The sequence below is a fragment of the Arthrobacter sp. B055-34 genome (assembly GCF_059090425.1).
In genome coordinates this window covers 1-22,851 of record NZ_JBNHFQ010000002.1, presented here as the reverse complement: position 1 = coordinate 22,851, position 22,851 = coordinate 1, and the positions used below count along the sequence as shown (strand labels likewise).

Below are 22,851 nucleotides of genomic sequence, written 5' to 3'. Positions count from 1 at the left end.
TGTCTCAAAACAGGCCGCCGGACAAAGGAGTCTGTACATGAGCGTTCTTACCGAATCCGCCGCGACAGCAGCGCGCGGCCGCAAAACAGTCCGCTGGGTGGTGCTGATCGCCGCCCTCGCACTGGTCTTCGACGGCTACGACCTGGTGGTGTACGGCACCGTGGTCTCCAGCCTGCTGGACGATCCCAGCCAGCTTGGCCCGCTCGATGCGGCCCAAGCCGGTGCGTTGGGCAGTTATGCCCTGGTCGGCGTCATGGTCGGTGCCCTTGTAGTCGGTGCCGTCGGCGACTTCCTCGGCCGTCGCAAAGTCATGCTGATCAACATCGCCTGGTTCTCCATCGGCATGGCGCTCACGTCCATGGCCACCAGCGTTTTCGCCTTCGGCATCCTGCGCTTCCTCACCGGCATCGGCGTCGGCGCCCTGGTGGCGACGGCGGGAGCGGTCGTGGCCGAGTTCGCGCCGGCCGGCAAGAAGAATTTCTACAACGCCATCGTCTACTCGGGCGTCCCGGCCGGTGCCACGCTGGCCTCGGTGCTTGCCATCGTTTTCAACGGCATCCTCGACTGGCGCGGATTGTTCATGATCGGCGCGCTGCCCATCGTGTTCCTGCTCCCGGTGGCCCTGTTCAAGCTTCCCGAGTCGCCCCGCTGGCTGCAGGCCCGCGGCCGCCAGCGCGAAGCGGAACTGCTGTCGGTGAAGACCGGTATTCCGCTGCTAGCAGCTCCCGCCTCGACGGCGACCGCTGCATCCGCAGCACGGGCAGTGCAGCAGAAGGCCGGTTTTGCCGGTCTCGCCAGCCGGCGCTACGCAGTTCCCACGGCGTTCCTAGGCATCATGAGCTTCTCCGGGCTGCTCCTGACGTACGGACTGAACACCTGGCTGCCGGAAATCATGAGCCAGTACGGGTACGACAAGAACTACTCGCTGATGTTCCTCGTGACGCTCAATGCCGGTGCCGTAGTCGGCGGCCTGATCGCATCCCGGTCCGCGGATAAGTTCGGTGCCAAGCGGATTGTGTCGACAACCTTCGCGCTGGCCGCGGTATCCCTGGTCCTGCTGACCTTCGGCTTCCCGCTGCCGGTGCTGCTGACCGCCATCGCCATCGCCGGCGTCGGTACATTGGGCACCCAAGTGCTGATTTATGGCCTCGTCTCGAACTACTACGCCACCTCGGTGCGCGCCGCGGGCGTGGCCTGGTGCGCCGGCTTCGGCCGCCTAGGCGGCATCTTCGGCCCGTTGCTCGGCGGTTTCCTGATCGCTGCCGGGGTGCAGACCGCAACGGCGTTCTACGTCTTCGCCGGGGTCGCGCTGGCCGGAGCGCTGGTGACCCTGTTCCTGCCTAAGCGTCCGGTTACCGAGGAGAGCTCCGGCCTGGCCGAGGACCGTCCGGCACCCGAGATGGCCACGGCAGCTAACATTGTCGGGAATGACTGAGACCAAAACCGAACCCCTGGCGGGGCGATCCGCGGAACTGGCGGCGCTGGCAGCAATGGCCGGCGCCGCCAGTTCCGCCGACCCGCAGGTCGCCATCATCCACGGTGCTGCGGGCATGGGGAAGTCCAGCCTCGTGGAGCACTTTTTGTCCCGGCCCGATTCCGGCAAAGTGCTGCGGGCAGCAGGCGCCCGCTGGGAAACGACTCTGGACGGAAGCGTCCTGGCCCAGTTGCTGCGAGGTTACGACGGCGGCACAACAGCACCCGCCGCCGTCCCTGCTGACCCCGCGGAGGCCGGGCAGTTGCTGCTGGCACGGCTCCGCTCAGCCGGCACGCACAATGCCGCTGCTGAGACGGACCACCCGCCGCTCGTGGTCTGGATCGACGATGTGCAGTGGGCCGACGAATTTTCGCTGCGTGCGCTGGTCTTCGCTCTGCGGCGCCTGGCTGCCGAACGCGTGCTGGTCCTCCTGGCAGTGCGTGATGACCAGTGGTGGCAGCTGCCGGCGGGTTTCCGCGAATTCGCCGGCTCCGCCGCCGTGCAAAAGCTCCGGCTCCGTCCGCTGGCCCCCGAACACGTCGTTTCGCTCGCCTGGTCGGTCCGGGCGCTGGAACTTCCCGCGCCGATGGCCTTGCGGCTCTGCACCCATGCCGGCGGCAATCCGGGCTATCTCCTCCAACTGCTGCAGGAACAGCCGGACGACTACTGGAACGAGTGGCACGAGCATCTGCCGGCGCCGCTGCGCCTGAGAGACGAAATCGAAACCGCGCTGGCCGGTGCCGGCGCGGCGACCCGTGCTCTGGTGCAGGCCGCTGCGGTCCTGGAACCCGGCTGTCTGCTCGCCGACGCCGTCGCCTTGGCCAACGCCGCCGGAACGGACAGCATCGAGGATCCACTGGCGGCCCTGGACGAGGCCCGTGCGCTGGGACTGTTGAAGATCGGCGCCGATCTGCAGGTGCTGAACTTCCCCTATCCCTTGGTCCGGGCCGCCGTCTACGCCGCCCTGACCGCGACCCAGCGGGCTGCACTGCACCGCTCCGCTTCGTCGATGGGCGACGACGAAGGCGAGCAGCTGTTCCATCTGGCTGCCGCCGCGGCGCTGCCGGATATCGGTCTGGCCCGACAACTCGACGCGTACGCCGCGCACCAGGCAGAGCGCGGCGCGTGGTTGTCCGCGGCCGCTGCCCTGCTGCGCGCCAGCTATGTCTGGCCCGATGCCACCGGCCGCCAGCAGCGTCTGCTCCAGGCACTCGATGCCCTCGTCGCCGCCGGCGACCTGCCCCGGGCCAGCGCCTATGCGCAGCAGGTCGCGGGTTTCCGGCCCGGCCCATTAAAGGAAGCCGTGCTGGGCTACCTGGCCGTCCTTCGCGGCAGGGAAACCGAGGCAGACATGCAGCTGGACAAGGCCTGGCAGCAGTGCAATCCGGCATCGTCGCCGGACATCGCGGCGATGATCTGCCAGCGTCGCGTCCTGCATGCCTTGGCCGCGCAGAACGGAGCCGATCTGGTGCTCTGGGCGCAGCGCGCGATCGAACTGGCACCCGAGGATTCCCCTGCCTTCATCGAATCGCGCTCCATCATGGGCCTGGGTCTGGCCGGGCTCGGCCGCATCGAGGAGGCGCACGCCCAGTACGGGAAGTTTCCATCGCTGAAGGCCCTTGGGGCCCAGCGCCAGCGCGTGCAGCTGGGCCGGGGCTGGTTGCTCCTGGCGCAGGACGAGCATTATCTGGCCCGGGACCAGCTCGCCGCCGCCGTCCCCACCGAATACCATCTGGGTTCAGGCCGGATCGCGCAATGGGCCCAAGGCTGGTTGGCCCGGGCGGAGTTCGAGCTCGGGGACTGGGACGAAGCCCTGCGCACGGTGGAGCGGGGGTTGCTCCAGCAGGAACGCCTGCAGATCCAGCTGGCCCGCCCGCTGCTCCATCTGACCGCAGCCCAGATCCATGCCCTGCGGGGAGAGACGGCCAAAAGCGCGCTCCACCGGGACGCGGCCAGGGCGCCGGCGGACAGCTACGCCATCATGCAGTTGCCCGCCGCGATGGCCGCCGCCTTCGTGGCCGAAGCCGCTGCGGATTACGACGGCGTGCTGCGCGCACTGGGGCCGCTGCTGCAGCTGGACCGCGCCAACGGAATGGACGAGCCCGGGTTCTGGCCGTGGCACGATGTCTACGCCAACGCCTTGGTGATGACCGATCGGATGGCGGAAGCGGCAGACTTCCTCGTGCCGCATGAAGAGCTGGCGGCCCAGCGCGGCCACCGTACCGTGATGGCCCGGCTGGCGGTGCCTCGGGGCCGGATCCTTGGCGCCGAGGGCAGGCTGGATGAAGCCCGCGAGGTATTCGAAACGAGTCTCGCCGGCATCAAGGACCTGCCCACGCCGTACGTCAGGGCGCGCGGAAACTTCGCCTATGGACAGATGCTGCGCCGGGCCGGTCAGCGCCGGGATGCCGCCGACGTCCTGGCCCGGGCCCGGGACCTTTATCTGGCACTGGGCGCCAGCGTCTACGTGGAGCGCTGCGACCGCGAGATCCAGGCCAGCGGAGTGCAGAGCACTGGCCGCCGGGGTGCCCTGGACTTCTCAGTCCTGACCGCGCAGGAAATTGCCGTGGCCCGGTTGGTGGCGGAGGGCCGGACCAATAAGGAGACCGGTCTGGAATTGTTCATCGCGGCCAAGACGGTCCAGTACCACCTGACGCGCATCTATTCGAAGCTGGGCATCAGTTCCCGCAGCGAACTGGCCGCCCGCTATCGGGCCGAGACCGAGGAAGGTTAGTGCCGGCGTCGTTCTTGGGATTTCCTGACTATCTGTGACGCAGGCTACTTTCCTACTCGGCAGTACGGATTTCGGCGCTTATGCTTCTGGATTGGGGAACAGCTTCGACCGCTCAACGGAGAGCAAGGCGCCCCACGATTTTGGGAGAATGCGATTGTTTGAAATTTTCAAAGACCGCAACAAGCAGTATCGTTTCCGGTTGCTCGGGGCCAAGAATATGGTCATAGCAGTCTCGGAGGCTTACGCGGAGAAGTCTGCCGTGGTGGCCGCGATCAACGCGACGCGTGAGTACGCTGCCACCTCGCGGATCAAGGACAGGTCTGTCCTGGCCGAGGTGCCGGAGCTGGCATAGGCCGCAAGCTGAAGTAGCATCCGGCCGCCGTCGGGCCCGGACCAAGGCGGTCCAAGGCCCGACGGCAGGGTTCGATCGAGCCGGTGCTTCGAGCGGCTGCTGGCATCCGGCCACTAGAGGCGCAGGCTACATGAGCCGGGAGCGCTCCTTCCACTCCTGCAGCATCCTGGCCAGTTCGGGGCGGGACATGTTCTTCCGGAGACCCAAGGCGACGTTTTGCGGCCGCTGCATCTCGCCTTCCTTGGCATTGAGCACCATGACCCAGCCGGCGAAAACCGGAATGGTCCACTGCAGGATCTTCAACTGGCGTTGCGCCTGTGCCAGTTCTTCCGACGACGTCGGACTCGGCTCGGTGGCTCCAGCAGCGCCTTCCTGCGAAAGTTTTTCGACCTTCCGGCCCAGCAGGCCCGCGTACGCGGTCACGCCGGCGCCGGTCAGCGTCACGATAGCTTTGTAGACGGAGAGCCGGACCACGCCGTGCTGGCTGCCCAGCCGGTCCGCGTTCTTCATGACGAGCGGAATCCCGGAGAGCAGGTGCGCGCCGAAGGCTCCGGCCTGGACGGGAGCCCATTTTTTCCAACCTAGGCTGGACAGCCTGGCCCGTTCTCTGGGGTCCTTCGCCTGTGCGGCGGCACCGTTCAGTCCGATGGCTCCCATCAGGGAGCCGCCGAACCAGGCGCCTGCGGTCAGATCATGGACGGACCGGGCAACAAGATTTCCTGACATTGTGAACTCCTGGAAAGACGGCTTGCAGGGAAGGTTATAAGCATACTTACTGTCTGCCTTCAGGTCGACCCCTAGTCCTGATCCTCCAAGGCCTTCCGTGCGCGTTGCAGTCCGCGCCGCGCCTCCGCCGCGGAACGCGTGGCTTCCTCGAGCCGGTCCTCGGCGGCCGCGACCTCCGTGTCCACCGCCGTGATGCTCCGCTCCAGGGTGCGGATCCGGCTTTTCAGCTCCGCCAGTTCCGCTGCGAGGTCCTCCCGTTTGGCCGAGATCTGTTCCACGTCGGCTTCGGCGTCCTGCTCGCCGGCTTCCGACTCGGCCAGCCGGCGGGCAGCCTTGTCCACATCCGACTGGGCCTTTTGACGGCGCCGTTCGGCTTCCTCGGCGCGGCGCTGCTTCTCGCGGTCCGTCCGGGCGGCGCGTTCGGTACGGCGTTTGGCCAGCTCATCCACCGGTTTCTGCCGGGTCTTCGACGCCGTGGGAGCGGCCTCGCCGACGGCCTCCGGGACCGCCACCTTGCCGTCCAGCTCCACCGGATCCAGCCCGTTCGAGGACAGCGAATCGGTCAGCAGGCCGCTGGCCACGGCGGCGGCCGCAGCCGGATCCGCCATGGCCGCGCGCAGTGTCTGCTCCACGTCCGCGGCGATGGTTTCGCTGACCGGATGCCCGAGCTCTTTCGCCAGCTTCCGGCCCTGTTTCGCGATCGCCGCCAGTAACCGGTGCCGCTGGTCGCTCAGCTCCCGCAGCTGCTGCGGATCCAGCTCGTCCTGCGCCTCGCGCATGGCCGCCCCCAGCCCGATCACGCCGTCGATCTCTTCCCGCCGGTGCGCGGCCAGCATGTTGACCAGCCAGGCCGCGGTGGAGGGTTTCGGCAGGCCGCGGACCTGCTTGGACAGGTCCTTGTCGGTCTTGCCCAGCTCCTTGGCCCGCTCGTTGCGGGCGGCCGTGAAGTCCTTGGGCAGGAGGGCATAGAGTTCGACGGCGATGCCCGCCAGATCCGTGTCCGCGGTTCCCTGGCTCATGGGCAGGCGCGTCCGATGCCGATATTGTCCTCCACAATGCCACTGTAACCCTCGACAACGCCTATGCCGCCGGGTAAGCATGGAGGGTGCCTGTGATCGGATTCCATGCGTCCCATGAACAGATCAGTCCCGCGCGGCTGTTGACCGATGTCCAGCTCGCCGAGGCTGCCGGGTTTGACGCGGCCATGTGCTCGGACCACATTGAACCGTGGTCCGCCCGGCAGGGGCACTCTGGCTTCGCCTGGTCCTGGCTCGGCGCGGCGCTCGCGTCGACCGGGCTCCGCTTCGGCGTGGTAAGTGCGCCCGGCCAGCGCTACCATCCCGCGATCATCGCGCACGCGTCCGCTACCCTGGCGGTCATGTTTCCCGGGCGGTTCTGGCTGGCGCCGGGCAGCGGCGAGAACACCAACGAGCACATTACCGGCGACGCCTGGCCGTCCAAGGATGTGCGCCAGCAGCGGCTCGAGGAATCGGTGGAGGTGATCCGCCGGTTGCATGATGGCGAGGAAGTCACCCACCGCGGCTTGGTCACCGTGGAGCACGCCCGGATCTGGGAGGTGCCCGAGCCCAAACCCGAGTTGATCGCCCCGGCCATCAGCGTCGACACCGCCCGCCGCGCGGCTGCCTGGGCGGACGGCTTGATCACGGTCAACCAGCCGCCGGCGCAGCTGAAGAAGGTCCTGGACGCCTACCGTGACAACGGCGGCCGGGGCAAGGCCGCGCTGCAGGTGCACTTGTCCTGGGCACCCTCGGAGGAGGCCGCCGTGGAAATCGGCCTGGACCAGTGGCGGACCAACGTCTTCCCGCCGCATGTCGCCGCGGACCTGGCGACGGCCAAGCATTTCGACGCCGTCAGCGAGCACGTCGGCGAAGACCAGCTGCGGCAGTCGGTCAACGTTTCGGCCGACACCAGCCAACACGTTGAGTGGCTGCAGGAATACCTGGACCTGGGCTTCGACGAGTTGTACCTGCACTTCGTCGGCCAGGAGCAGGAGCCGTTCATCAACACCTTCGCCGAAAAAGTGCTCCCGCAGCTGCGCTGAGACCACATCCGCAGGACGACGAGAGGAAGCTCGCGTGAGGATCACGGACACATCTGACCTGTGGTGGAAGAACGCCGTCGTCTATTGCCTGGATATTGAAACGTACTTTGACAGCGACGGCGACGGCATCGGCGACTTTGCCGGACTCGCCCAGCGGGTGGACTACCTGGCGGACCTCGGCGTCACCTGCATCTGGCTGATGCCGTTCTACCCCACGCCGGACCGCGACGACGGGTACGACGTCACCGACTTCTACGGGGTGGACCGGCGGCTGGGCGACCACGGGGACCTGGTGGAGTTCCTGCGCACCGCCAGGGACCGGGGGATGCGGGTTATCGCCGACCTGATCGTCAACCATACATCGGACCAACATCCGTGGTTCCAGTCCGCCAAGCAGTCCAAGGACAGCCCGTACCGGGACTACTACGTGTGGCGTTCGGATCCGCCCCCGCCCACGTCGGAGCAGGTGGTGTTTCCGGATAAGGAGGACTCCATCTGGACCAAGGAGGAAACCACGGGGGAGTGGTACCTGCACCGCTTCTATAAGCACCAGCCGGACCTGAATGTCACTAATCCTGCCGTCCGCGACCATATCGCCAAGGCCATGGGATTCTGGCTGGAGCTTGGGATCAATGGCTTCCGTGTGGACGCCGTGCCGTTCTTCCTCGAGACCACGGGCGAGGAGCCGGAGGAGCTGCCGGATCCGCACGAATTCCTGCGGGACCTGCGCCGCTTCCTGAACCGGCGCTCCGGCGAGGGGATTCTGCTCGGCGAGGTCAACCTGCCGTACAAGGAGCAGACGGAGTTCTTCGGCGGCAGTGAAGGCGACGAGCTCAATGTGATGTTCGACTTCATGGCCATGCAGAACATGTACCTTGCGCTGGCGCGGCAGAACGCACGGCCGCTGGCAGAGACGCTGGCCAAGCGCCCGGCCATCAACCCGGACAACCAATGGGCCACCTTTGTCCGGAACCACGATGAGCTGACGCTGGACAAACTCTCCGAGGACGAACGTCAGGAGGTCTTCGCGGCGTTCGGGCCCGAAGAGCGGATGCAGCTGTACGGTCGGGGGCTCAAACGCCGGCTGCCGCCGATGCTGGGCGGGGATCCGCGCCACATCAGGATGGTGTACTCGCTGCTGTTCTCGCTGCCCGGCACGCCGGTGCTCTATTACGGCGAGGAGATCGGGATGGGCGAGGACCTGGAGGCCGAGGGCCGGCTGGCAGTCCGGACCCCGATGCAGTGGACGGACGGTGCGAATGCCGGATTCTCCACCGCACCGTCCGGGAAACTCGTGTCGCCCCTGGTGGACGGCGGCTGCGGGCCGCAGTTCGTCAACGCTGCCCAGTCCAAACGTGACCCGGACTCGCTGTGGAGCTTCATGGCTACGTTGATCCGGCGCTACCGGGAATGTCCGGAACTGGGGTGGGGCCGCTTCGAGCTGCTGCAGCAACCTGCCACGTCGGTGCTGGCCCATCGCTGCACGTGGGAAACGGCCAGCCTTGTGCTGGTCCACAACCTGAGCCCGGAGCCGGCCACCGTGGCAATCGATCTAGCCACGGAGGACGAGGCCGAAGACAAGTTTGTGGGTTCCGTGCTGCTGGACCTGCTCGGCGACGAGGACGTGGAACTGGCCGACGGCGGCAGGTGCGAACTGCCGCTTGGCGGTTACGGCTATCGATGGCTGCGGGTGCTGCACGCCGAGGACCGCCGACTGCCCTAAGTCCTGTGCTGCCCCCGCCCCGCCTAACGGTTGGCCTGCAGCAGCCCGGCCCTGGCCATAGCGTCTGTGTAGGCGGCAAGGGCCTCATCGAGCCACTTCTGCTGGTCGGCCGGCTTGCCCGCAAAGGCCCGGCCGCCGAGCGCACGGACCTTGTAGGTCTTGAAGCCGCGCTTTTGAATGTCCGGAATCTTCGATTTCAGCAGCAGGTCCGCCAGCTTCTGGGCCTCGCCGCCGTGGGCCACCAGTGCCGAAGCGCGCGGGACCAGCCGCAGGAACTTCAGCAGCGGCTTGAGTCCTTCGGAAATCTGCGCGGCGGTGAGCTTGCCGTCCTGCTCGTCGAAGACGTACCAGGGGTACGCGTTCCACGGCATGACGTGCTCGGGACGAAGACCTACGGCCTCGTAGACTTCCAGCGTCCGGGCGGCCGTCTCGTCGTCGTTCTCCGTGGAGATGAAGCGGGAACCCGCGCCTGGTCCGGGACTGGCGAACAGGCTCACGATCCGGCACTCGTCCACATCGTGCACCGGGTCAACGAAGGGTACCTCGCTGCCGGGCTTGCGCTCCACGAGTGACTCGCAGAGTTGGTTCACTTCGGCGATGTTCGGGTCGAACCGCCTGCTCCATTGTTGTTCTCGGTATGCCGGGTCTGCCATGCGTCGCATCAGAATTCCTTTGTGCCGGATCTACGATGAGCAGCTGTTGCTCTCCGACGGGCGGCCGACCAGCAGGGGACGACCGTCCATCTCCTGCTTCTCAGCCTACTACCCTCCGGCGGGCCCGGTCAGCGCCCTCTGCGGAGCGGCCGAGGTTACTGGCCGCGGCGGGGCAGCCCGGTGCGCGCCATGGCATCGCCGTAGGCAGCCTGCATGTCGTCAAGCCACTGCTGCTGCTTCTCGGGCGAGCCGGCAAACGGGCGGCCGCTGAGGGCGCGGACCTTGTAGGTTTTGAAGCCGCGGCGGTAGATCATCCGGTTTTCGGTCTTGAGGAACAGGTTGGCCAGCTTCTGCGCTTCGGTGCCGTGGGCCACCAGCGCCGACGCACGGGGAACGAGCGCCAGGAAACGCAGCAGCGGCTTGACGCCTTCGGCGATCTGGGCCGGCGTGAGCTTGCCTTCGGCACCGGGCACCAGCCACGGGTAGGCGTTCCACGGCATGACGTACTCGGGGCGCAGTCCCACCTGCCACTGGACACCGAGAAGCCGTGTCACGGCGTCGTGGTCCCCGGCCGAAATGAAGCCGGAGCCGGAGTCGGCGGCAGGGCTGGAGAAGAGGCTGATGATCCGGCACTGGTCCGTGTCATGCATCGGATCGATATAGGGGACTTCGCTGCCCGGCTTGAGTTCCTTCAGGGAGTCGCACAGCTGGTTGACGTCGGCGACGTTCTCATCGTAGCGACGGTTCCAGAGCTGTTCCTGCTGAGTTTCTACTGCCAGACTTTGCATTGAGTGCGGTGTCTCCTACGGGATGCGAACGGAAGATAACGACGACGGGGCCTCGTCGAGTGGCTGGGATACCTCGCCGGAGAGCCCGGCTGGCTACATCCAGCGTACCAAGTGTTCATCCGGCATTTTTCTAACCGTCACCAATCCCCGCGGCGAACAGGGGACAGGTGTGACCAAAACCTCCTGCCCGGGTCCCGGAGATGCCGGCGTTCAGGCTGTACCGGCGCGCGCCGCTTGGCTCAATGCTCCACCGGCATCTCATCGGCCAAGACGGAGGAGGCGTCCGGCAGGGTCTGCGCGTTGTAGTCGATGATCTGCCAGCCGCGCTCGGCATGCTTTTCCAACACGGTCCAGGCGCAGTTGGCCATGCCCGCGAACATTTCGCGCAGATGGGACGGTGCTTCGAAGAACGCCAGCAGGCCGCTGCGCAGGGCAGCACCGTGGCCGACCAGAACACCCGTCTCGCCTTCGTTCACTGCGGCGGCAGCTTCATCGATGACAGCCTTCATCCGCTCATTGACTTCCGAGGGGAGTTCGGCGCCCGGGACGCGGTAGTTCTCTTCGGAGAAGAACTTTTCGTAGATGTCCGGGTGCTGCGCCCGGAACTCGGCGAACGTTGTTCCCTGCCGGATACCCACGTGGTACTCCCGGAGCCGGGCGTCCAGCTCAAGGTCCCGGCCGGTCAGCGCGGCCAGTTCCTGGGCGGTGTCGCGGGCACGCTGCAGATCGCTGGACCAGATGAAGGCCGGGTCGAAGGTGGCCAGCATCCCTGCGGCCTGTTTCGCCTGGGTCCGGCCTGTGTCATCCAAAGGCACATCCGCCTGCCCCTGGGCTTTCTCCAGCACATTCCACTCGGTCTGGCCGTGGCGCCACAGCACCAGCCGGGGCCGCTGAGGCCGCGGGGATGGATAAGCGGTCTGCATTAATTTCTCCGTTCTGGTGCCGTTGCATCGGGGCCGCGGAACCGCCGACATGACTTGAGCGAACTCCGTCCGGATCCCCTTCGGGACGTCCATCGAAGGAGCTGCATCTCCTTTCAGGGTATTCACACGGGCAGGACAGAAACGTAGGCTTCGTCTAGATCCTATCGACAGCCGGGACGGGGAATCCGGCCTCAGCACGAAAAGAGATCGGCATGCGCGAAGACCTGCAGCGGTGGTTTTCCACCGGAAGCTACCAAGGATCCCGGTATGCGGCGGAGCAACTGGCAGCACAAAAAGACGGCCAGAAAGTGAGCGTTGTCCTGCCGGCAAAGAACGAAGAGGCCACGGTGGGGCAGATCGTTTCGGCGCTGCGCACCCGGCTGGTTGAAGCCGTGCCGCTGCTGGATGAAATCATCGTCATCGACTCCAACTCGACGGACGCCACGTCCGCCGTCGCGGCCGCCGCCGGCGCCAAGGTCGCCCGCCAGGAGCACATCCTGCCGGAGCTGGGCAACGTCCCGGGCAAGGGCGAGGCGTTGTGGAAATCCCTCACGGTGGCCACCGGGGACATCGTGGTGTTCATCGACGCGGACCTGCATGATTTCGATCCGCAGTTCGCCGTCGGAATGCTGGGCCCGTTGCTGACCGAACCGCGCGTCCACTTCGTCAAGAGTTGCTACGACCGCCCGCTCAACAACGGGGTCACGGTGATGCCCGCCGGCGGCGGCCGCGTGACCGAGCTCGTGGCCCGTCCGCTGCTCAACCTTTTCTGGCCCGAACTCGCCGGGATAGTGCAGCCGCTCGCCGGTGAATACGCGGCCCGCCGTTCCCTGCTCGAGCGCATCCCGTTCGTTTCTGGCTACGGGGTGGAGATCGGCATGCTGATCGACGTGCTGGAAGCGGTGGGGCTGGAGGGCATGGCGCAGGTGGACCTGGGCGTGCGCTGCCACCGCAACGCCACGGATGCGGACCTGTCCAAGATGGCGATGCAGGTGCAACTGACCGTCCAGTCCCGGCTGTTCCGCAGCGGGCTGGTAACGGCCGCGCCGGCGTCGGCGCCGCTGACCCAGTTCCTGCGCGACGGCGAGAGGTTCATCGAGGAAACCTGCGAGATCGAAATTTCCGAACGTCCGCCCATGATCGAGATCCCCGACTACCGGCTGACCGCGGGCAAGGCCAGCTAAGCCATGCGGATCCTGGTCAATGCCGGCCCCTGGCTTCCGGTTCCGCCCGAAGGCTACGGCGGGATCGAAATCGTCCTGGCCACGCTCATCCCGGAACTGCGCCGCGCCGGTGTCCATGTCACCCTTGCCACCGTAGGGCCCAGTTCCATCGAGGCGGATGACTACTTGCGGCCGCTGGACGAGCCGCAGTTCCGCTCCATCGCGCTGCCGTACAACCAGGTTTCCGGCATTGCCCACGCTCACATGCATGCGTTGGTGAATGCAATGTACGACGGCGGCACTTGGGATCTCGTGCACGATCACCTTGAGGTGGTGGGGCCGGCCGTCTTCGCCGCGATGGGCGCCTCGGCGCCACCGGTCCTGCAGACCCTGCACTGGGACCTGGCCAAACATGCGGCGTTCTATTCGACGTTCAACGGGCGTGGCCGGGTGCGCTTCGCCGCTGTCTCGCAGTCCCAGTTGGACCGCGCTCCGGAGCAGCTGCAGCGCCAGGCCATCGGCGTGGTCCCGCTGGCCCCGGCCCCGGCACTCGAGGTGCAGGTGGATTCGGGCGACCACGCTCTGCTGCTCGCCCGAATCACCCAGGACAAGGGCCAGGACACCGCCGTACGGATCTGCGCGGCGGCCGGCATTCCGCTGGTCCTGGCCGGTCCGGTGGCCGGAATCAACGATCCGCAGGAACTGGACCGCCGGCTCGCCGAGGGGGACAACGCCCTTGCCGCCCACCCCGACGTGAAGTACTTCCTGACCGAGGTCCGTCCGCTGCTGGACGGGCGCCGCGCACGATGGATCGGCGGCGTGGCCGGCGAGGCGAAGGAGCGGGTGCTGCGCTCGGCCCGGGTGCTGCTGGCTCCGAACCGCTGGGCCGAACCCGGGGCAACGGGAGTGGTTGAGGCGCTCTCCCGTGGCGTACCGGTGGTTGGAACGCCGCTGGGCGTGCTGCCCTCGCTGGTGGACCACGGCCGCACCGGCTACCTGGCGGCCAGCGAGCCGGATCTGGCGCAGTACCTGCAGAAGCTGGACGGCATCGATCCGCAGGACTGCCGCGCCGCCGCCGCGGCCTGGAGTCCGCACGCCATGGCCGCACACTACCTCGATCTGTACGAAAAGCTCATCCGGGAGGCCGCATGACCATCAGCATCGCCCTGATCGGAGCAGGATCGGTGGGGCGGCGCCATGCCGGCGTCCTGAACTCGCTGCCCGGTGTCAGGCTCGTCAGCATTACCGACGCCCACGAGCCCGCGGCCCAGGCGCTGGCAGGCGAGCTCGACCTGCCAGCCTTCACCAACCCGGAAGAAGCGCTCGACGCCGTCGATGTGGACGCGGTGTACGTCTGTGTACCTCCTTTTGCCCATGGTCCCGGGGAACGGGCGGCACTGTCCAGGGGCCTGCCGCTGTTTGTGGAAAAGCCTGTGGGGCTTGGCCGGGACGTGGCCGAGGAGATCGGCGCCCTCGTGGAAGAGAGCGGGGTGGTGACCGGAACCGGCTACCACTGGCGCTGTATGGACTCTGTTGAGCACGCTCGGCAACTGCTGGCGGACGCCCCGCCGCTGCTGGCCAACGGCTACTGGCTGGACAAGCGTCCGCCCGTGCCATGGTGGGGCCGGATGGACCGCTCCGGCGGACAGGTGGTCGAGCAGCTCACCCACGTGCTGGACACCGCACGCTTCCTGCTCGGCGAAGCCGTGGAAGTCTACGCCGCCGGGCTCCGCCGTGGTCTGGAAGAAACTGACCCCTCCGACCGAGTGCCGGCTGACCGGGAGGAATACGAAGAGGTCGACGACGCCACCGCGGCGACCGTGCGGTTTGCCTCCGGGACCGTGGCAACGCTGGCGGCCACGTCGGTGTTGGCCGCCAAACACCGGGCGTCCCTGCACACGGTCAGCCGCGGCTTGTATTTGGAGCTGTCGGAGGACGGCTTGAGCAGCTTCGACGGCTCGGCCCGGACAAACATGAAATGCGGCGAAGACCCGCGGATCGCCGTCGACCGGGAATTTATCGAGGCCGTGCGCGGCGAACGCGAATCCACCCGCGTGCCTTACGCCGAAGCCCTCCGCAGCCACCGTCTGGCGTGTGCCATTGCCGAATCGGCGCGGACCGGACGCCCGGTAAAGCTCCAGCCGGAGCCGGAGCCGGAGCCGAAGGCGGACCCGAGGCCGGAGCCGGAACCCGTCCGGCCTTCCGCAATACTGCTTACGGGCCTGCCCGCCGCCCGCCCAGCAAGAGATCCGCGTTCCCTAACGGCGATGAATCGCCGTCGTAATTTGATTGTTGCCGCTGCCGGAAACGTCGAGATTGTCGACGAGGAGCTTCCCGACGTGCCCGACGGCGGCGTCCTGCTGGAGACCTTGGCCACCGGACTGTCGGCCGGCACCGAACTGGCCTTCGTCAAGGGCAACCACCCCGGCCTGAGCTCCAGGCTGCATCCCGAGCTGAGCCTCTTCCTGCCCGGCTCGCCCGGCACGGGTTACCCGGTGCGGCGACTCGGATACATGGAGGTGGCGAAAGTGGTGCGGTCCCGCACGGACGCGTTCGCCGAGGGGGATGTGCTGGCCTCGGCCTACGGGCACGCCACCGCGCATGTGGCCGACCCGCTGACCGAGCATCTGGTGCCGCTGCCCGCGCAGCTGGATCCGCTGCTGGGAGTTTTCGTCGCGCACTTCGGGCCGATCTGCGCCAACGGACTCCTGCATGCCGCCGCTGATGCCACCGGCGGCATGGTCCGCGGGCTGCAGGACGGCGTCGAAGGGCGCCTTGTCCTGGTCACCGGAGCCGGGCCCATCGGCCTGATGACCGCACTGTTCGCCTCGTCCCTGGGCGCGCGCGAAGTGGCGGTGGCGGACGCCGATCCCCGCCGCCGGCAGCTGGCCGAGGAGCTGGGCTTCCTCGCCGTGGACCTCGACGGCGATCCGGGCAAGCTGCTCAAAACGCGCTGGCGGCACGGCCCCGGGGACCGCGGCGCCGACGTCGTCTTCCAATGCCGCGGCCGCGCCGAAGCCCTCCACGCCGCCCTGCGTGCGGTCCGGCCGCAGGGCACGGTGATCGACCTGGCCTTCTACACCCAGGGTGCGGACGCGGTGCGCCTGGGCGAGGAGTTCCACCACAACGGACTGAGCCTGCGCTGCGCCCAGATCGGCCGGACGCCGCGCGGGCTGTCTGCCCAGTGGGACCGGGGACGGCTGTCCGCCGAGACGGTCAAGCTGCTGCGCTTGCACGGCGACCTCATCCGCAAGCACTTCGTGACGGACGTGGTGCCGTTCGAGGACGGCCCCGGCCTCATGCACCAGGTGGCGCGGCGCGAACGGCACGTGATTACCGCGGTCTTCGCCGTGTCGCCGCTGCTGCTCTGACGCTGTCTGGCGCCGCTACTTGGCCATCGATTCTTCCACTGCGGCCAGCAGGCGGTTGAACCTCGCGTTGCCTTCCAGCTCGTCCAGCAGCACCGCCTTGCCGGCCGAATCCGCCAGCGGCACCTGCCAGTTGGGGTAGACCTCCGCGGTGGTGCCGGGCTGGTTCTGCACCCGGCGCTCGCCGACCGCGTCCACCAGCGCCACGCCGAGCAGCACCGACGGCGCCTGCGCCAGCAGCCGGTGCAGCGCCTCGATCTGCTCCTCTTCGCCGGCCTTTCCGTCCGCCGGCAGCAGCCCGCGGTTGCGCGCCAACGCGAGGAAGGACGCCAGCGAGGCGTCGTGTTCGGCCCGCTCTTCGGCGACCGGCCGCTCCAGCAGCCCGAGCGATTCGCGCAGCACCACATGGTCCCCGGCGAGGAACCCCGCGGTCGGCGGCAGGTCGTGGGTGTTGACGCTGGCGAGGCAGTGCACCCGGTACTTTTCCGGCGGCAGGGGAGCGCCGTCGTCGTTCTCAAACCAAAGAATGGAGGTGCCGAGAATGCCCCGTTCCGCCAGATAGTCCCGCACCCACGGCTCGAACGTGCCAAGATCCTCGCCGATAACGACGGCGCCGGCACGCTGGGCCTCGAGCGCCAGGATACCGATCAGCGCCTCGTGGTCATACTGCACGTACGCGCCGCGGGCCGGACCGTTGCCGGCCGGCACCCACCAGAGCCGAAAGAGGCCCAGGATGTGGTCCACCCGGACGCCGCCGGCATGCCGGAGCACTGTGCGCAGCATGTCGCGGAACGGCGCGTAGCCGGCCTCGGCCAGCCGGCGCGGGTGCCACGGCGGCTGCGACCAGTCCTGCCCCAGCTGGTTGTACATGTCCGGCGGTGCCCCGACGCTGACGCCCGGAGCCAGCGCGTCGCGCAGCATCCACGCGTCCGCGCTGGAAAGGTCAGCCCCCACGGCCAGATCGTGCACCACCCCAAGGCGCATGCCGGCCAGTTTCGCGACGCGCTGGGCGGATTCGAGCTGCTCGTCGCAGAGCCACTGCAGCCAGCGGTGGAAGTCGATCCGGCCGGCGAGCTCGCGCCGCTTGCCGTCCATCAGCGCGGTGCCCGGGGCCGCCGCGGGATCATGCCACAGCGGATCGTTGGCGGGCAGGTCCTCGCGCAGCGCGCACCAGAGGGCGAAGTCCTCCAGCCCCTGGCCGGCCTCGGCGCAGAACTTCTCGAACGCACGCTGCCGCGCCGGCGACCGCTTCGCCTGGTACAGCAGCTCCAGCGCCTCCAGCTTCGCCGCGTAGACCGTGTCCCGGTCAAGCCGGTCCGCCTGCTCGTTCAGCCGGCGGGACTCCGTTGCCAGGGCATCGATCCGCGCGCGCTGGTCCGCGGGCAGGTAGGCGAGCTCCGGCACGGCCTCGATTCGCAGATACAGCGGGTTGAAGAACCGGCGGGTGGACGGCGAATAGGGTGACGGCTGCACCGGCGGCGCGGGCTCGGCGGCGTGCAGCGGGTTCACGAGAACGTAGTCCGCGCCGCGGGCACCGCTGATCGCGGCGAGATCCGCCAGATCCGCGAAGTCGCCGATGCCCCAGGACCGCGTGGAGCGCGACGAGTAGAGCTGCGTGGCCAGCCCCCAGCCGGGTCGCTGCTCCAGCGGGTCCGCGGTAGTCAGCCGAGCCGGCGTCACGACCAAGACGGCTTCAGCGCGGACGGTGCCGACCTGGGTGCCAGGCGCGCCGCGCGTCCCGCTGCCGGGCGCACCACCCGACCCACTGCCGATCCCGCCGCCGGTCTCGGCGACCAGGGTGTGCCAGCCCAGCGGCAGCCCGGGCGGAACGGCGAACATGATGCGGTCGGTGAGCGTACCGTCCACCATCCGCGGCTGCGCGGGAACGGTCCGCTGTTCGGGCAGCAGCACCAGCCCGTCCTCGGTGACGATCCGCACCCGTACCTCGGCGCCCTGCGGCACATGGACCGGAACAAGCGTCTCCCCACTGTCGCCGGCCCCGCCGTCGTTGTCTGCGCTTCCGTCCTTAACCACGACGGCGGGCGGCACCATCCGCCGCCATGGCCTCAGCTCCGCGTCCGCTAGGGAAGCCTCAACCTGCTCACCGGTCCCGGCCGGAACGCCGAGCGCGGCCAGCACCTTGACCAGGGTTTCCGGATCCACGTCATAGGGGAGCCCGTCCCACCCAGTGAACTTGGTGCCCACACCGTGGGTCTGAGCGAGCTGGTGCAGCTTCGCCTCGTTGATCGTCGGGTCCGCCGTCTTCTGGGTCACTGTCATCTAGTCCGCCTCGTTCGCCCGGCTACGTCAGGATCAGGTGCGCTGCCACGGGGCAGCCTGGTCTGATTATTGCAGTGGAGCCGTCTTATTGCAGGGGGCGCGCGGCCTTTGGCTGCGTGTTACGCGGGGCAACAGCCATGCCTCAGCCGGACTTACAGCCGCGGCCTGCCGGACCAGCGCGCGGCCTTCATCGCCAGGTGGAGCTCGAGCCGCACCCTGCCCTTGAGCGGATCCGCGCCGATGACGGAGCGCACGCGCGCCAGCCTGTTGTAGACGCTGCTGCGGTGCAGGTGCAGTTGGGCGGCCACGTCCGCGACGGAGCCGTCCGTGTCGTAGAGCAGTTCCAGCACTGGCAGCAGTTCGGCGTTGCGGTCCTGCTCCTGCAGGTCGGCGAAGTGCACCGAGCGGCCGGGCAACGCCCCCTTGCCTGTGGCGAGGAACTGGTACACGCCGGTATCCCGGTAGTCCGTGAGTGGGCCGACTTGCGGGTCCACGGCAGCGGCCTGCACCGCGGTCTTCGACTGCTCGTAGGCTTCGGGCAGCCGGCGCAGGTCCGTGAACGGCTCGCTGAGGCCGAGCATGTCCGGCCGCTCCGGGTGGCCGCCGCGCAGGGAAATCTCCGCCCCGTACCGCTTCAGCACCTCGGCGTGCTCGGCCCGGCCCGGCAGGTCGCGGAAGAGGATGACGGCATGCTGCTGGGAGCCTGCACTGAACAGCGCCGGCCTGATCCCGACGGTGGCCTGCAGCGCCGAAATCCGCTGCAGCAGCACGGCCGCCTCCGGGTCGGCCTGCTCCGCCAGCGCCGTGTCCGGATCCTCGATCCGTTCCATCATGCTGCCCACTGTCCAGGGCGAACGGCCCTGCACCTCGGGCCAGCCCGCCACGCTTTCGACGGCGGCAGCGTCACCTTCGCAGGCGGCGAGGAACTCGGCTTCGCGCCGCCGTCGGGCATCCGATTCCGGCGTATTGGTATCCAGCAGTTGCTCCGCCAGCCTGTCCAGCAGCGGCCGGACCCCGGGCAGCGCCGCGAGGATGGTATCCGGAGCCTCCTCATCCTGCTCGTGCAGCACCCACAGGTAGCCCACGCGGAAGCCACGCACCAGCAGCGGAACGCAGACCCGGCCGTGCATGCCCAGCGACGCGTTGGCCGGAACCACCACCGGTCGCACCGCCGTCGCGATCCCATGGCTCAGCTGCCAAGCGCTGACATCCGCCGGCACCTTCTTGCTCAGCAGGAAGTTCACCCGCACCTGATCCGCCGAGGCCTGATGGCTGCTGTAGGCGATGAGGTCGCCGTCGAGATCCTCAACGGAAACCCCGTGGCCCAGCGCCTGCGCAATCTCCTCCACAGCCCGTTCGGCATCGGGACTCTGCATTGGGCCTCCTGGTGGTGGTTGGTCTGCCTCCAGTCTAGGGAAGCCGGACAGACACGGGGCGACACTTGGCGCGCGCCGACGCGACATTTGTCGATTGCCGTCGGGCAATCGATGTGGTAGCGGTCACACTGATCGCCGCGTCCTGGTCCCGCTACGTGCCGTGCTGTTCCCTGCAATGGCGCGGATCCGGGTAGGCGGAGCGGCTGGCTGCGTCCGCTTCGTCCGCAAACATTGCCAAAGCGTGCGGCGAGGTCGTTGCGGAAGACAAGGAACGACGTCGTAAATCGGGTCCTACAGTTGACTCATCGCCGGTTGCGGCGCAGTTCCAACCCTTTCGATAGCGCACCTGGCTATTCGCACACCTAGATACGGAGGCTCCCGATGATCATCGGCGTTCCCAAGGAAATCAAGAACAACGAATTCCGCGTGGCCATCACGGCTTCCGGCGTACACGAACTGCGCAGCCGCGGTCACGTTGTACTGATCGAAGCCGGCGCAGGTGCCGGCTCGCGGATCGACGACGCCGAGTACGCGGCCGCCGGTGCCGAGCTGGTCGAGAGCGCCGACGAGGTGTGGGCCCGCGCCGACATGGTCATGAAGGTCAAGGAGCCCATCGCCTCCGAATACCGCCACTTCCGCGAGGGCCTGGTGCTCTTCACCTACCTGCATCTGGCCGCCGAGCCGGAGCTGACCCGCGCGCTGCTGGATTCCGGCGTCACTGCCATCGCCTATGAGACCGTCCAGACGGCCAACGGCGCGTTGCCGCTGCTGGCCCCGATGAGTGAAGTGGCCGGACGCCTCTCCGTGCAGGTCGGCGCGCAGTCCCTGGCCGTTCCCGCCGGTGGCCCCGGCATCCTGCTCGGCGGCGTCCCCGGTGTCCGTCCGGCCAAGGTCACCGTGCTCGGCGCGGGTGTCGCGGGCACCAACGCTGCGGCGATGGCAGTGGGCATGGGTGCCGATGTGACCATTCTGGACATCAACATTAACCGCCTGCGTGAGCTCGACGCCCAGTATGCCGGACGGCTCAAGACCCTCGCCTCCAACAGCCTGGAGATCGAGCGCGCGGTTGTTGAGTCCGACCTGGTAATCGGTTCCGTGCTCATTCCCGGCGCCAAGGCACCGAAGCTTGTCAGCAACGAACTCGTCGCCAAGATGAAGCCCGGCAGCGTCCTCGTCGACATCGCCGTCGACCAGGGCGGCTGCTTCGCCGACAGCCACCCGACGACCCACGCGGAGCCGACCTTCCGCGTCCACAACTCGCTGTTCTACTGCGTCGCCAACATGCCCGGCGCCGTTCCGAACACCTCCACCTACGCCCTCACCAATGTCACGCTCCGCTACGCCGTAGCGCTCGCGGATCTAGGCGTGGAGGCTGCGCTGGCCAAGGACTCGGCACTCGCCGCGGGCCTGAACGTCGCGGCGGGGCAGGTCACGCACCGCTCGGTTTCCGAAGCCCATGGGCTGGAACTGGCTTCCGCTAACCGGGAGCTTGCGGGCGTCTAACAGGTTCTTTTCGCTGGCGCGACAGCCGGATCATCTTGATCGCCCAGCAGGGGCGGCGGTACTGTACCGCCGCCCCTGCTGGCTTTAAGGCGTCTTTGCCTCTTGTTAAAGTGATGGCTGCCGGACTGTAGTCGCTTCTGCTGCTAAGTTGTAAGATTGTCTGCAATGAGACAGGTGGTGGTTCGTACGCCGCCTGCCAAGGATCCACTGCCGAAAGCAAGGAAGCCATGGCAAAGAGCAGATTTATCGAGCCCCTGGTCCAGGAGTCGACGCCGGCGATCATCGCCCGGAAGCTTAGGTACGCCATCGGCCATGGGGAGCTCGAGCCGGGCCAGCAGCTTGGGGAGGCAGAGTTGGCCCGCGATCTTGGGGTCAGCCGAGGGCCGCTCCGTGAGGCCATGCAGCGGCTCACGCAGGAAGGCCTTCTGGTCAGTATCCGCAACCGCGGTATTTTCGTCACTGAACTGGGCCCCGCGGATATCGTCGATATGTATTTGGCCCGCACCGCCGTCGAACGTGCAGCCGGATTGAAAATCATCGAACTGGAAGGTCGGCACAAAGAGGTTGCGGCGGCACTGCATGAAGTGACCGACCGAATGGCCAATGCCGTTGCCGCGGGGGAGCGGGGCGGGGTCCTGAGCGACCTGGACATTGAGTTCCATGAACTGCTGGTGGCGATGGCGCACAGCACGAGGTTGTCGCGCATGCACAACACCCTTATTACCGAGACGCGCATGTGCATGGCGGCGCTCGAAGACACCGGCTATACGCCTGAGGCCCGGTTGGCGGAGCACGTTGCGATTGCGGACGCTATCGGAGCCGCGGATGTGCCGGTGTTCCACAAGCTGCTGGCGGAGCATATGGATGATGCCGTGGAAAAAATTTCACGCAGCATGGTGCTCGCCGAAGAGGCCGCCTCTGATGAAGGGGCCTCCACGGCTGCTGTGGCAGGCTAATTGGCGTCGCTACCGCCGGTTGGCGCGGGTCGGGCGCTCTCTTCGCCGCGACGTCATGCGCTCGTCTCGGCGCCACTTTCTGTGTTCGTCTGGCCAGGATCTGAAGCGTGCTGCTTCTGGCGCGGAGGAATATCAACAGGCGGCCTCCATCCGTTATGTTCTTCGTCACCCTACGGTAGAATCGAATACATGTTCGAGTCAATCGTTCCGGCGGAGATGGATCCGGTGAAGCCGGTTCCCGGTGATCCGGGTGCTGTGCTGGTCCGGGGCTGGGCCGCCGAACTTGCAGGTCTGGATCAGGATGTTTCGGAGGGGGTGCGGATTGACCGGATTACCGCGCTGGAGGAACTCAAGGGCGCCCTCGCTGCCGCGCAGGCCCGCGAGACGGAAGCGTTTGTGGCCTCGCGGCGGGAGGCCCGGGCCGCGGCCGGGGTTCCGGCGGAGAGGCGGGGCCGGGGCCTGGCCAAGGAGATCGGCCTGGCCCGCAAGGACTCGCCCAACCGGGGCGGGAAGCATCTGGGCTTGTCGACCACGCTGATCAGGGAGATGCCGCACGCCTATAGGGCGTTGGCAGAGGGCCGGTTGAACGAGTGGCGGGCGACCATCCTGGTCCGCGAAACCGCCTGCCTGAGCGTGGAAGACCGCGCCCGCGTCGATAAGGACTTGTGTGCGGATCCGAAGACGCTGCACGGGTGCGGGGATAAACGGATCGGGGCGCTGGCGAAGCAGGCCGCGCTGCGGCTGGATCCCCTGTCGGTGGTCCGGAGGGC

17 protein-coding genes and 1 pseudogene are annotated in these 22,851 nt (G+C 67.5%); 11 read left to right on the top strand and 7 right to left on the bottom strand.

Going from position 1 to position 22,851, the window contains the following annotated elements; all coding sequences use genetic code 11:
• Window positions 1-37 precede the first annotated feature (37 nt).
• From AC5RWO_RS03220 to AC5RWO_RS03210, 3 genes are all read left to right on the top strand, one after another.
• A complete protein-coding gene (locus tag AC5RWO_RS03220; RefSeq protein ID WP_498729362.1) occupies window positions 38-1,435 on the top strand; it encodes an MFS transporter in 1,398 nt (465 codons plus the stop codon).
• On the top strand, window positions 1,428-4,208 hold the full coding sequence (locus AC5RWO_RS03215; RefSeq protein WP_498729360.1) for a helix-turn-helix transcriptional regulator: 2,781 nt from the start codon (window positions 1,428-1,430) through the stop codon (window positions 4,206-4,208). The genes AC5RWO_RS03220 and AC5RWO_RS03215 overlap by 8 nt, the downstream gene beginning before the upstream one ends.
• Window positions 4,209-4,362: 154 nt before the next feature.
• Complete coding sequence (locus tag AC5RWO_RS03210) at window positions 4,363-4,560, top strand: YegP family protein (protein WP_498729358.1); 198 nt, start codon at window positions 4,363-4,365, stop codon at window positions 4,558-4,560.
• A gap of 126 nt (window positions 4,561-4,686) precedes the next feature.
• On the opposite strand, the gene AC5RWO_RS03205 is transcribed toward AC5RWO_RS03210, so the two are convergent.
• Window positions 4,687-5,286: a hypothetical protein gene (locus AC5RWO_RS03205; RefSeq protein ID WP_498729357.1), complete on the bottom strand. Its 600-nt coding sequence runs from the start codon at window positions 5,284-5,286 to the stop codon at window positions 4,687-4,689.
• Between the two features lie 71 nt (window positions 5,287-5,357).
• Entirely contained in the window at window positions 5,358-6,305 is a 948-nt protein-coding gene (locus AC5RWO_RS03200; RefSeq protein ID WP_498729355.1) for a hypothetical protein, read from the bottom strand.
• Between the two features lie 86 nt (window positions 6,306-6,391).
• Here AC5RWO_RS03200 and AC5RWO_RS03195 point away from each other — a divergent pair, with 86 nt between their 5' ends.
• A complete protein-coding gene (locus AC5RWO_RS03195; protein ID WP_498729353.1) occupies window positions 6,392-7,348 on the top strand; it encodes a TIGR03885 family FMN-dependent LLM class oxidoreductase in 957 nt (318 codons plus the stop codon).
• Window positions 7,349-7,382: 34 nt separating this feature from the next.
• Entirely contained in the window at window positions 7,383-9,071 is a 1,689-nt protein-coding gene (locus AC5RWO_RS03190) for an alpha-amylase family protein (RefSeq protein ID WP_498729352.1), read from the top strand.
• A 23-nt stretch (window positions 9,072-9,094) separates the two neighbouring features.
• Here AC5RWO_RS03190 and AC5RWO_RS03185 read toward each other — a convergent pair whose 3' ends face one another.
• The 3 genes from AC5RWO_RS03185 to AC5RWO_RS03175 all read right to left on the bottom strand — a co-directional run bounded on the left by AC5RWO_RS03185 (window position 9,095) and on the right by AC5RWO_RS03175 (window position 11,435).
• Window positions 9,095-9,733, bottom strand: coding sequence for a uracil-DNA glycosylase family protein (locus tag AC5RWO_RS03185; protein WP_498729351.1), 639 nt, complete (start codon window positions 9,731-9,733; stop codon window positions 9,095-9,097).
• A 146-nt stretch (window positions 9,734-9,879) separates the two neighbouring features.
• Window positions 9,880-10,512, bottom strand: coding sequence for a uracil-DNA glycosylase family protein (locus AC5RWO_RS03180; protein WP_498729349.1), 633 nt, complete (start codon window positions 10,510-10,512; stop codon window positions 9,880-9,882).
• A gap of 239 nt (window positions 10,513-10,751) precedes the next feature.
• Window positions 10,752-11,435, bottom strand: coding sequence for a histidine phosphatase family protein (locus AC5RWO_RS03175; protein ID WP_498729347.1), 684 nt, complete (start codon window positions 11,433-11,435; stop codon window positions 10,752-10,754).
• Between the two features lie 212 nt (window positions 11,436-11,647).
• On the opposite strand from AC5RWO_RS03175, the gene AC5RWO_RS03170 reads away from it, so the two are divergent.
• From AC5RWO_RS03170 to AC5RWO_RS03160, 3 genes are read left to right on the top strand one after another with little or no spacing between them, the layout of a single operon-like run.
• Complete coding sequence (locus AC5RWO_RS03170; protein ID WP_498729345.1) at window positions 11,648-12,619, top strand: glucosyl-3-phosphoglycerate synthase; 972 nt, start codon at window positions 11,648-11,650, stop codon at window positions 12,617-12,619.
• A 3-nt stretch (window positions 12,620-12,622) separates the two neighbouring features.
• A complete protein-coding gene (locus AC5RWO_RS03165) occupies window positions 12,623-13,750 on the top strand; it encodes a glycosyltransferase (protein WP_498729344.1) in 1,128 nt (375 codons plus the stop codon).
• The gene (locus tag AC5RWO_RS03160; RefSeq protein ID WP_498729343.1) at window positions 13,747-15,969 is read left to right on the top strand and encodes a Gfo/Idh/MocA family oxidoreductase; all 2,223 of its coding nucleotides are present in this window, start codon (window positions 13,747-13,749) and stop codon (window positions 15,967-15,969) included. Before AC5RWO_RS03165 ends, AC5RWO_RS03160 begins: the two co-directional genes overlap by 4 nt.
• Before the next feature lie 15 nt (window positions 15,970-15,984).
• On the opposite strand, the gene malQ is transcribed toward AC5RWO_RS03160, so the two are convergent.
• Together malQ and AC5RWO_RS03150 are read right to left on the bottom strand one after the other, a co-directional pair.
• A complete protein-coding gene (gene malQ / locus AC5RWO_RS03155) occupies window positions 15,985-18,246 on the bottom strand; it encodes a 4-alpha-glucanotransferase (RefSeq protein WP_498729342.1) in 2,262 nt (753 codons plus the stop codon).
• A 152-nt stretch (window positions 18,247-18,398) separates the two neighbouring features.
• Entirely contained in the window at window positions 18,399-19,622 is a 1,224-nt protein-coding gene (locus AC5RWO_RS03150; RefSeq protein WP_498729340.1) for a PucR family transcriptional regulator, read from the bottom strand.
• A 381-nt stretch (window positions 19,623-20,003) separates the two neighbouring features.
• Here AC5RWO_RS03150 and ald point away from each other — a divergent pair, with 381 nt between their 5' ends.
• The 3 genes and pseudogenes from ald to AC5RWO_RS03135 all read left to right on the top strand — a co-directional run.
• A complete protein-coding gene (gene ald / locus AC5RWO_RS03145) occupies window positions 20,004-21,125 on the top strand; it encodes an alanine dehydrogenase (RefSeq protein ID WP_498729339.1) in 1,122 nt (373 codons plus the stop codon).
• 227 nt (window positions 21,126-21,352) lie between these two features.
• A complete protein-coding gene (locus AC5RWO_RS03140) occupies window positions 21,353-22,081 on the top strand; it encodes a GntR family transcriptional regulator (protein WP_498729338.1) in 729 nt (242 codons plus the stop codon).
• A 189-nt stretch (window positions 22,082-22,270) separates the two neighbouring features.
• Window positions 22,271-22,851, top strand: a pseudogene (locus AC5RWO_RS03135) (HNH endonuclease); the annotation flags it as partial.

Excerpts from the sequence above, each read along its gene's own strand:
- AC5RWO_RS03220 (WP_498729362.1), top strand. The coding sequence starts at position 38 with ATGAGCGTTCTTACCGAATCCGCCGCGACAGCAGCGCGCGGCCGCAAA.
- AC5RWO_RS03215 (WP_498729360.1), top strand. The coding sequence starts at position 1,428 with ATGACTGAGACCAAAACCGAACCCCTGGCGGGGCGATCCGCGGAACTG.
- AC5RWO_RS03205 (WP_498729357.1), bottom strand. The coding sequence starts at position 5,286 with ATGTCAGGAAATCTTGTTGCCCGGTCCGTCCATGATCTGACCGCAGGC.
- AC5RWO_RS03200 (WP_498729355.1), bottom strand. The coding sequence starts at position 6,305 with ATGAGCCAGGGAACCGCGGACACGGATCTGGCGGGCATCGCCGTCGAA.
- AC5RWO_RS03185 (WP_498729351.1), bottom strand. The coding sequence starts at position 9,733 with ATGCGACGCATGGCAGACCCGGCATACCGAGAACAACAATGGAGCAGG.
- AC5RWO_RS03180 (WP_498729349.1), bottom strand. The coding sequence starts at position 10,512 with ATGCAAAGTCTGGCAGTAGAAACTCAGCAGGAACAGCTCTGGAACCGT.
- AC5RWO_RS03175 (WP_498729347.1), bottom strand. The coding sequence starts at position 11,435 with ATGCAGACCGCTTATCCATCCCCGCGGCCTCAGCGGCCCCGGCTGGTG.
- AC5RWO_RS03170 (WP_498729345.1), top strand. The coding sequence starts at position 11,648 with ATGCGCGAAGACCTGCAGCGGTGGTTTTCCACCGGAAGCTACCAAGGA.
- AC5RWO_RS03165 (WP_498729344.1), top strand. The coding sequence starts at position 12,623 with ATGCGGATCCTGGTCAATGCCGGCCCCTGGCTTCCGGTTCCGCCCGAA.
- AC5RWO_RS03160 (WP_498729343.1), top strand. The coding sequence starts at position 13,747 with ATGACCATCAGCATCGCCCTGATCGGAGCAGGATCGGTGGGGCGGCGC.
- malQ (WP_498729342.1), bottom strand. The coding sequence starts at position 18,246 with ATGACAGTGACCCAGAAGACGGCGGACCCGACGATCAACGAGGCGAAG.
- AC5RWO_RS03150 (WP_498729340.1), bottom strand. The coding sequence starts at position 19,622 with ATGCAGAGTCCCGATGCCGAACGGGCTGTGGAGGAGATTGCGCAGGCG.
- ald (WP_498729339.1), top strand. The coding sequence starts at position 20,004 with ATGATCATCGGCGTTCCCAAGGAAATCAAGAACAACGAATTCCGCGTG.
- AC5RWO_RS03140 (WP_498729338.1), top strand. The coding sequence starts at position 21,353 with ATGGCAAAGAGCAGATTTATCGAGCCCCTGGTCCAGGAGTCGACGCCG.